Here is a 7,253-nt window from a genome sequence, read left to right as displayed (position 1 = left end):
GGTTACGGACTGCCGGACTTCGCAGAGGAACTCAACTACGGGGTCGATCTATCAACCATCTGAGGGTGGTATCAGGTTGGTGGGGTGAAGGTGCCCCATCAACCATTAAATCCGTATACCCTAAAAAAGGAGCGAACCTGCATGAGTGGAAACCGTAGGGCCCAGCCAGGACTCCCCAACAAGGGCTGGCATCGCGTTGAATCAGCGAAAAGTCAGGAGGGAGCATGATTGACCCGGCAAGCCAGGCCCAACTGAAAGAGGCCATCGCAGACTGCATCGGAACCGATCAAGGGGTGCTGGATGCTCTGCGAGAAGAAATTCAGCCGTTGAAGATTGCCACGCGTCGAATCCAGCCGCGCGCCACGACGTCGATCTCGCTGGTTGGCACCGATGGGGGAAACAACCAGCTTCAGTTCGACCCCTTCCTGATTCAGTTGGTCCGAGTCGTAGATAGCAGCAACAACGAGTACTGCCTTGAAGCTGTTTCGCCCACGACACCGGTGCAGAAACTCAACCAACGCCAGTTCGCTGAGGGCGGGACGCCCAAAACGGCACTGGGTGAAATGATGGTTTTCCTGGGAGTAGACAGCCTGCAGACGCTCTCCCACATGATCCGACCGACGGACAGCGGAAAGCCGGTTTCTCCCAGCTGGGTTCAGGTTTATCGGGAGCTGGTCGAGTGGGCGATCCTGTTCAAGATCCTCGATAAAGATTACGGCACTGACACGTTGATCATCTGCGACGGCCTTCTTCGAAGCAAGGTTTTCGCCAAAGACCTATTCCAGCGTCTACTCCAAGGGATGAAGGAGCGTATCGACAAACAATGGAGCAACAGCCGGCGGCGAGTTTATCTCGCCGGTGTAGCTAAGCACAGCAAGGTGCTTTCTCGGTATCGCTTGGCCATGGCTCTGGAAGGCGTGCTTCAGACTGATTACCCCGCCTACGTCGAGGTACCCCGCGAAGTGGAGGAAAAAGCATACGTTTGGTCGGAGTTCGCACGAGGCGATGACCGTACTGGCGAGGGCGGCGAAATCAACAAGTTCGTCGGCGGCAAGATGTTCCTGGTGAAGTTTGGCTCCCACCGCCGCGATCCCGTGTGGCCAATCGACATCTTTGTTCCACAAGTCAGCGAGTCCCAGGCAATTCTCGGGTCAATGCTTGCGGATGCGATCAACGGTTTTCCAGTTCCCCATTACCCACGCTGCCTGCAAAAGGCGCATGAAAATGCGGCGTTGGTCGATTTCGACTTCGATATTTTGCAGGACTTCATCTACGAGGGTGTGCGTTCGAGTCTCGGCGGCGACGCGGGCACATTGGATGCGTTTCAGCTGCAGGACGCCGATCCTGCGCAGCGTCGGTACGGATAAGGGAGAACAACATGGCAGAAATCCAACTCTTTCCCAGAGAACAGGTCGTCGGGATCTTTCGTGGCTTCCAGCAGGGGGGCATGGAATTCCACGCCGACCTCGTTTTGCCGTACCGAAACGAGTTCCAGAACATCCCGATGCACGGGCAATTCCTCATCGTCCAACTGGAGACACCCGATGAGGCGGTGTTGGGCCGCATTGCCTCCTTTTCCTCTGAGGGCAAGCTGTCGTTCGGCTCCGGCGAGGAATTCAACATCCGTGCAGTTCGCGAGGAAAGACCTATTCCGGAGGATTTGCGTGAGCAGTATCTCAAGTATCGGATCAACATCCGCGTGCTCGGTGTTCTACGCAAGAACGGCAACGGGCTGACATTCGTTCCTTCCCATCGTCGACTTCCCCATGTTGGCAGCAAGGTTGCCTTTCCAAGCGCCGAAGTGTTGCGCGAGATCGCAGGACACAACATTGATGGCGCTCCCATAGGCCATCTGGCTTTCGGGGAATACATCTACGCTGCCGGCAACAAATCATTCCAATCGCAGGAATGGATGCAGGTGGTCGACCCAGAGGTGCTGGTTCGCTTCCCGATCGAGTCCCTGGTCTCTCGCCGCAGCTTCATCTTTGCGCGAGCAGGTTTCGGTAAATCCAACCTCAACAAACTGCTTTTCTCGAAGCTCTACGAAGACACGCCCTTCGTGACCAAGCGCGCAGGCAAACAGGTCCCTGTGGGCACGGTCATCTTTGACCCGGATGGGGAGTATTTCTGGCCAGACGACAAGGGCCGGCCAGGCCTGTGCGATGTCCCGGCGCTGGAAGACAAGGTCGTCGTTTTCACCGACCGAAAGAATCCAAGCCCTTTCTACCAATCGTTCGTTGCGGGCGGTATCAAGCTTGATATCCGTCGCCTTCGGCCTGGGGATGTAATTTCAATTGCACTCGGAGCAGAGCGCCAGGAACAGCAGAACGTGCGGAAGCTCAGGGGGCTTCCACAAGATCGCTGGGAGTCGCTGGTCAATCTAATAGACGCCAATGGCAACACCACGCCGCTCGAAGACGTATGTGGACTGCTCGATCTCGACCCTCAGCGACAGGAGGCCGAGGCGCTGGCAGCCCGGGGCAACATGACAGCGATCGTGAGGATGCTGCATGACAAGAGCAGTCAGCTCATGGACATGCTGGTTCATGCGCTTTCCGAGGGAAAGCTGTGCGTTATCGACGTCTCCCAGATGCGCGGGGGCCAGTCCCTGGTGCTCTCTGGCCTGATCCTGCGCCGGATCTTCGATCGGAACCAGCAAGAGTTCACCGCTGCCGACCCCAAGACCATCCCGACGATCGCCGTTGTCGAAGAAGCGCAATCTGTGTTGAACGAGAACGCACCTGCCGCCGAGCCTTACATTGCCTGGGTGAAGGAAGGCCGTAAATACGACCTCGGGGCACTGCTGATCACGCAGCAACCCGGCAGCATCCCAGTCGAGATCCTCAGCCAGGGCGACAACTGGTTCATCTTCCATCTGCTGTCCGCAGCTGACCTTGCATCCCTGAAACGAGCCAACGCCCATTTCAGTGACGACCTTTTGAGTTCGCTACTCAATGAGCCGATCCCAGGCCAAGGTGTGTTCTGGAGTTCGGTGGGAGGGAAACCTTATCCAGTCAGCCTCCGCGCACTGTCGTTCGAGAAGATGTATTCAATGCGGGACCATGACTACAACCAACCCGTAGGGAATACATATGCGCAAACGCTGCGCAGCACTTTCTCTGGAATGAAGCAGAGTGCTGCGGCAGCTCAGGTTCCAGACGCAAACGCTTCAGGCTCGCTCTTTTCCCCTGAGACTGGCTTCGAAGACTCCGAGCCAGTGGATGTCATGGCAACCATAGAGCAGCGAGCGATTGATGCCTTGCGAGGAGATGCCGACATCCGCCAGAAGCTCGAATCTTCGAATGGCATGCCTTGGTATGGAGTTCAGCAGTTTCTGATTGACCACCTGCCGGAACACTTGGAAGACCGCCGTCAGTTTGCGTACAACCTCGTTTCAAAGGCGATGAATGCGATTTTCGGCTCACAACCCAGAGGATGGGAGACGTTCAAGAGTACGTCCACGGGCAAGACCTGGATTAGGGCTCACAAGTGACTGCTGAAATTCGACGCTTGTGGGACAGTGAGTGATGACCCAGGAGAAATGAGAGATGGCCAAACCTGTCGTAATCGGCTCGCGGAGCTTCCGAACACAGAGCAGCGCCCTCGACCACTACAAGGCCCTGCTTCACCGGTATCAGGACGGTCAGCGGATCGTCGACCCGGCTGACCACACAGATCTGGTGGCGCTCATCGAGCGCTTTGACCCTGTGCTCGATGCTGTTGGGGAACCCACAAAAGGGGCCGGCCAGATTGCTCACTTTGAGCGACGCCTGAATACCGGGACCGGCTGGAGCACATCGGGGTTCTGGATTGTTCGGCAGGACGGCACTGAAACCGACTTCTCGTACATCGATGCGGTCAAGGGCAAGCCGAAGGGGCGGTCCCAAGACTTCTACAACGCATGCCGGCAGGCGGTCGCACTCGACCTCGTCCTCGCCAAGAACCAGGCGTTTGCCCAGTACGGCGATGATCAGGGCCGGGTTGAGTGCGAGTTGACCGGAAAGATGGTCACCATCGACGACGCACATATTGACCACGCATGGCCGTATTTCTCGCACATGGTGAGTGGATTCCGAGCTGCAAGGGGCTGGTCGAGGGACATCCCGGACGGCATCGTTTCCGCCCCGGCTGACGGCCAGACCACGGCAACATTCGTGGACAGCGCCGTGACTGAGGCATTCCGATCGTTCCACCATGGCCAAGCGGTTCTTCGGATTCTCAGCCGGGAAGCAAACCTGCAGACCGCGAGTTCAGCTCGCCGGCCAAAAGTTGCACGGCCAGTGCGGCTGGCGTGACCCGCTCCGGTCGCCTGCGATAAGGCCAGCGTAGACGCCGGGCGGACGCGGGTTCAATTCCGCAAATGGGAATCGAACTGGTGCCCTGAGTGATGCCCTGGACGGGTGACCTCGGCCAGGCAGAACTGGTAAGATTGTTAGTAGAAGGGGCTGGATTCCGCACCTTTCCGAAGGAGTTCGAAGCGGTCATAAGGCGCTGAGTTACATAGGTTTGGCGCAGGGTTCCACCCCACCACCATTTTGAAAAGACAAACCCGTCCACTGACCACATCCGGTTATTGGGCGGGTTTTCTTTTTCTGCGTATTGTCAGCGACTTGCGTCGCTTTCATGGTTTCGGCGCTACCGCCCCGATCACTCCCTTGTCGGGAAATCCGTCATTTCCCGCGTCTCGTTCGCCTCAAATTCTCCGCGTTCTTACCCCCGTTCTCCGGAGCTCGTCCGGTTTTCTGCATTTTTCCCTGCAGCCGCTGTCCGGCGATCTCGTCGGCAAACTGGTTGATACTCTTCATGATTCCGTCAAACAGGTCGTTGATGTCCATGGTCGGTCGCTCCTCGTTGTGATTTCTGATTGCTTCCCCGCTTACTTACCGGAGAGACGGAGAAAGTGTCGGGCGTCGGGTGAATTTTTTTTCGTGTTGGCCTTCTGAGGGGGTTACTTACCGGGTGGCGGCGGGGTGTGTCGGAAAATTCGGAAATAATCGCCAACTTTCCGCCTTCCACATGCGCTGTCACCTGCTATATTGCGGGCCGTAATTGTACGTTGGGCACATTGCGTTCCCTCGCCGTCGGTGAATTGCTGGGGCACCAGGAATTGAGGCAAATCGAAATGGCAAAAGCACCGGAAAATTTTGCGGAGACGGTCAAAGAAGTCCGCCAGCAACTGGGGCTCAGCCAGGAAGAGCTGGCCCACGAGCTGGGCGTGAGCTTTTCCACGATCAACCGCTGGGAAAACAGCAAGACGGTTCCCTTCAAACTGGCGAGAAGGCAATTTGAGGCCTTTTGTGTGCGGATGAAAGAACAGGGGAAGTTGAAGCATGACCAGGACTGAGGCCCAAACCCGCTCTGAACTGATTGACAACCAGCTCGCTCAGTCGGGCTGGAATGTTAAAGACCCCACTCAGGTCATCGAGGAGTTCGACATCCTGACGCCGCTTCCCCTGGGTGTTGCCGAACCGCGCACCCCATACGAAGGTCATCAATTCAGCGACTATGTATTGCTCGGCAAGGATCGCAAACCCCTGGCCGTGGTCGAAGCAAAGAAAACAAGCAAGGACGCCGCGCTGGGGCGAGAGCAAGCCAAGCAATACTGTTACAACATCCAGAAACAACTGGGTGGCGAGCTACCGTTCTGCTTTTACACCAACGGGCACGAGATTTATTTCTGGGATCTGGACAACTACCCGCCGCGTAAGATCGTCGGCTTCCCTACACGTGATGACCTTGAGCGCTTTCAATACATTCGCCGCAACCGCAAGCCCCTGACCCAGGAGCTGATCAACACATCCATCGCGGGCCGCGACTATCAGATCCGCGCCATTCGCGCCGTACTGGAAGGCATCGAACAGAAAAAGCGTGACTTTCTTTTGGTTATGGCCACCGGCACCGGCAAGACCCGCACCTGTATCGCCATGGTCGATGCCCTGATGCGTGCCGGACACGCCGAAAAGATCCTGTTTCTGGTCGACCGCATCGCCTTGCGCGAACAGGCACTGGCCGCCTTCAAGGAGCATCTGCCCCACGAGCCACGCTGGCCCAATGTCGGCGAGAAGCTCATCGCCAAGGATCGCCGCATCTACGTCTCGACCTATCCCGCCATGCTCAACATCATCCGGGACGAGTCGCAGCAGCTTTCGCCGCACTTTTTCGATTTCATCGTGGTCGATGAAAGCCACCGCTCCATCTACAACACCTACAAAGAGGTGCTGAACTATTTCAAGACCATCACCTTGGGGCTCACCGCCACGCCCACCGATATCATCGACCACAACACCTTTCAGCTCTTTCACTGCGAAGACGGCCTTCCCACCTTTGCCTACACCTTCGAGGAGGCGGTCAACAACGTGCCACCCTACCTGTGCAGCTTCCAGGTGATGAAGATCCAGACCCGCTTTCAGATGGAGGGGATCAGCAAGCGCACCATCTCGTTGGATGACCAGAAAAAGCTGCTGCTGGAAGGCAAGGAGATTGAGGAGATCAACTTCGAGGGCTCACAGCTCGAAAAGCAGGTGATCAACAAGGGGACCAATGCCCTGATCGTCAAGGAATACATGGAGGAGTGCATCAAGGACGGCAGCGGCGTGCTGCCCGGCAAGACCATCTTCTTCTGCTCATCCAAGGCCCATGCCCGGCGCATCGAGGAGATCTTCGACAAGCTCTTCCCCCAATACAAAGGCGAGTTGGCCAAGGTGCTGGTCTCCGATGACCCGCGCGTCTACGGCAAGGGCGGCCTGCTCGACCAGTTCACCAACAACGACATGCCCCGCGTCGCCATCAGCGTCGACATGCTCGATACCGGTATCGACGTGCGCGAGATCGTCAATCTGGTCTTTGTTAAGCCGGTCTACTCCTACACCAAGTTCTGGCAGATGATCGGGCGCGGCACCCGGCTGCTTGAAGCCACCAAGCCCAAGCCCTGGTGTACCGAAAAGGATGTATTCCTCATCCTCGATTGCTGGGACAACTTCGAATATTTCAAGCTGCAACCTGAAGTGGTCCAATTGTAGCGGACACCCCGTTAAGCCCTCGTAGGCTATGCATTGGAGGTGTTCATGAGCAAGAAGGCACGACGTCGATACACGGCGGAATTCAAGGCTGAGGCAGTGGCGTTGGTTGAGCGCCAGGGGTATGGGGTGGCCGAAGCTGCCCGGTCTCTGGGAATCAATCGCAGCCTGTTGGATCGGTGGTTGCGCAAGGAACGTGAGCGGCAATCTCCCCAGCATGACCAACAGGAGGACCAG

7 protein-coding genes are annotated in these 7,253 nt (G+C 57.0%); 6 read left to right on the top strand and 1 reads right to left on the bottom strand.

Translation table 11 applies throughout. From position 1 onward, the window contains the following. Positions 1-224: 224 nt before the first annotated feature. Genes CKO35_RS17015 through CKO35_RS17005 form a run of 3 tightly spaced genes read left to right on the top strand, consistent with a single transcriptional unit; the run spans position 225 to position 4,295 of the window. A complete protein-coding gene (locus CKO35_RS17015) occupies positions 225-1,367 on the top strand; it encodes a hypothetical protein (protein WP_200177308.1) in 1,143 nt (380 codons plus the stop codon). Positions 1,368-1,378: 11 nt separating this feature from the next. Beyond that, entirely contained in the window at positions 1,379-3,493 is a 2,115-nt protein-coding gene (locus CKO35_RS17010) for an ATP-binding protein (RefSeq protein ID WP_200177307.1), read from the top strand. A gap of 55 nt (positions 3,494-3,548) precedes the next feature. Then, positions 3,549-4,295 (top strand): DCL family protein, encoded by a 747-nt coding sequence (locus tag CKO35_RS17005; protein ID WP_200177306.1) that lies wholly within the window; start codon positions 3,549-3,551, stop codon positions 4,293-4,295. 375 nt (positions 4,296-4,670) lie between these two features. Here CKO35_RS17005 and CKO35_RS17000 read toward each other — a convergent pair whose 3' ends face one another. Then, positions 4,671-4,835: a hypothetical protein gene (locus CKO35_RS17000; protein ID WP_200177305.1), complete on the bottom strand. Its 165-nt coding sequence runs from the start codon at positions 4,833-4,835 to the stop codon at positions 4,671-4,673. Between the two features lie 230 nt (positions 4,836-5,065). On the opposite strand from CKO35_RS17000, the gene CKO35_RS16995 reads away from it, so the two are divergent. The 3 genes from CKO35_RS16995 to CKO35_RS16985 all read left to right on the top strand — a co-directional run. Beyond that, on the top strand, positions 5,066-5,344 hold the full coding sequence (locus CKO35_RS16995) for a helix-turn-helix domain-containing protein (protein ID WP_200177304.1): 279 nt from the start codon (positions 5,066-5,068) through the stop codon (positions 5,342-5,344). After that, positions 5,331-7,019, top strand: a complete 1,689-nt coding sequence (locus CKO35_RS16990) for a type I restriction endonuclease subunit R (protein ID WP_200177303.1) — start codon at positions 5,331-5,333, stop codon at positions 7,017-7,019. Before CKO35_RS16995 ends, CKO35_RS16990 begins: the two co-directional genes overlap by 14 nt. A gap of 45 nt (positions 7,020-7,064) precedes the next feature. Further along, positions 7,065-7,253 (top strand): transposase (locus CKO35_RS16985; RefSeq protein WP_200173378.1); only part of this gene is annotated, 189 nt, incomplete at its 3' end.

Source organism: Ectothiorhodospira shaposhnikovii (assembly GCF_016584105.1).
Classification (GTDB): Bacteria; Pseudomonadota; Gammaproteobacteria; order Ectothiorhodospirales; family Ectothiorhodospiraceae; genus Ectothiorhodospira; species Ectothiorhodospira shaposhnikovii.
The sequence above is the reverse complement of the archived record's forward strand: the minus strand, read 5'-3'. Positions and strand labels throughout refer to the sequence as shown.

Bases quoted from the DNA above. Each gene is read 5' to 3' on its own strand.
- CKO35_RS17015 (WP_200177308.1), top strand. From the start codon at position 225: ATGATTGACCCGGCAAGCCAGGCCCAACTGAAAGAGGCCATCGCAGAC.
- CKO35_RS17010 (WP_200177307.1), top strand. From the start codon at position 1,379: ATGGCAGAAATCCAACTCTTTCCCAGAGAACAGGTCGTCGGGATCTTT.
- CKO35_RS17005 (WP_200177306.1), top strand. From the start codon at position 3,549: ATGGCCAAACCTGTCGTAATCGGCTCGCGGAGCTTCCGAACACAGAGC.
- CKO35_RS17000 (WP_200177305.1), bottom strand. From the start codon at position 4,835: ATGGACATCAACGACCTGTTTGACGGAATCATGAAGAGTATCAACCAG.
- CKO35_RS16990 (WP_200177303.1), top strand. From the start codon at position 5,331: ATGACCAGGACTGAGGCCCAAACCCGCTCTGAACTGATTGACAACCAG.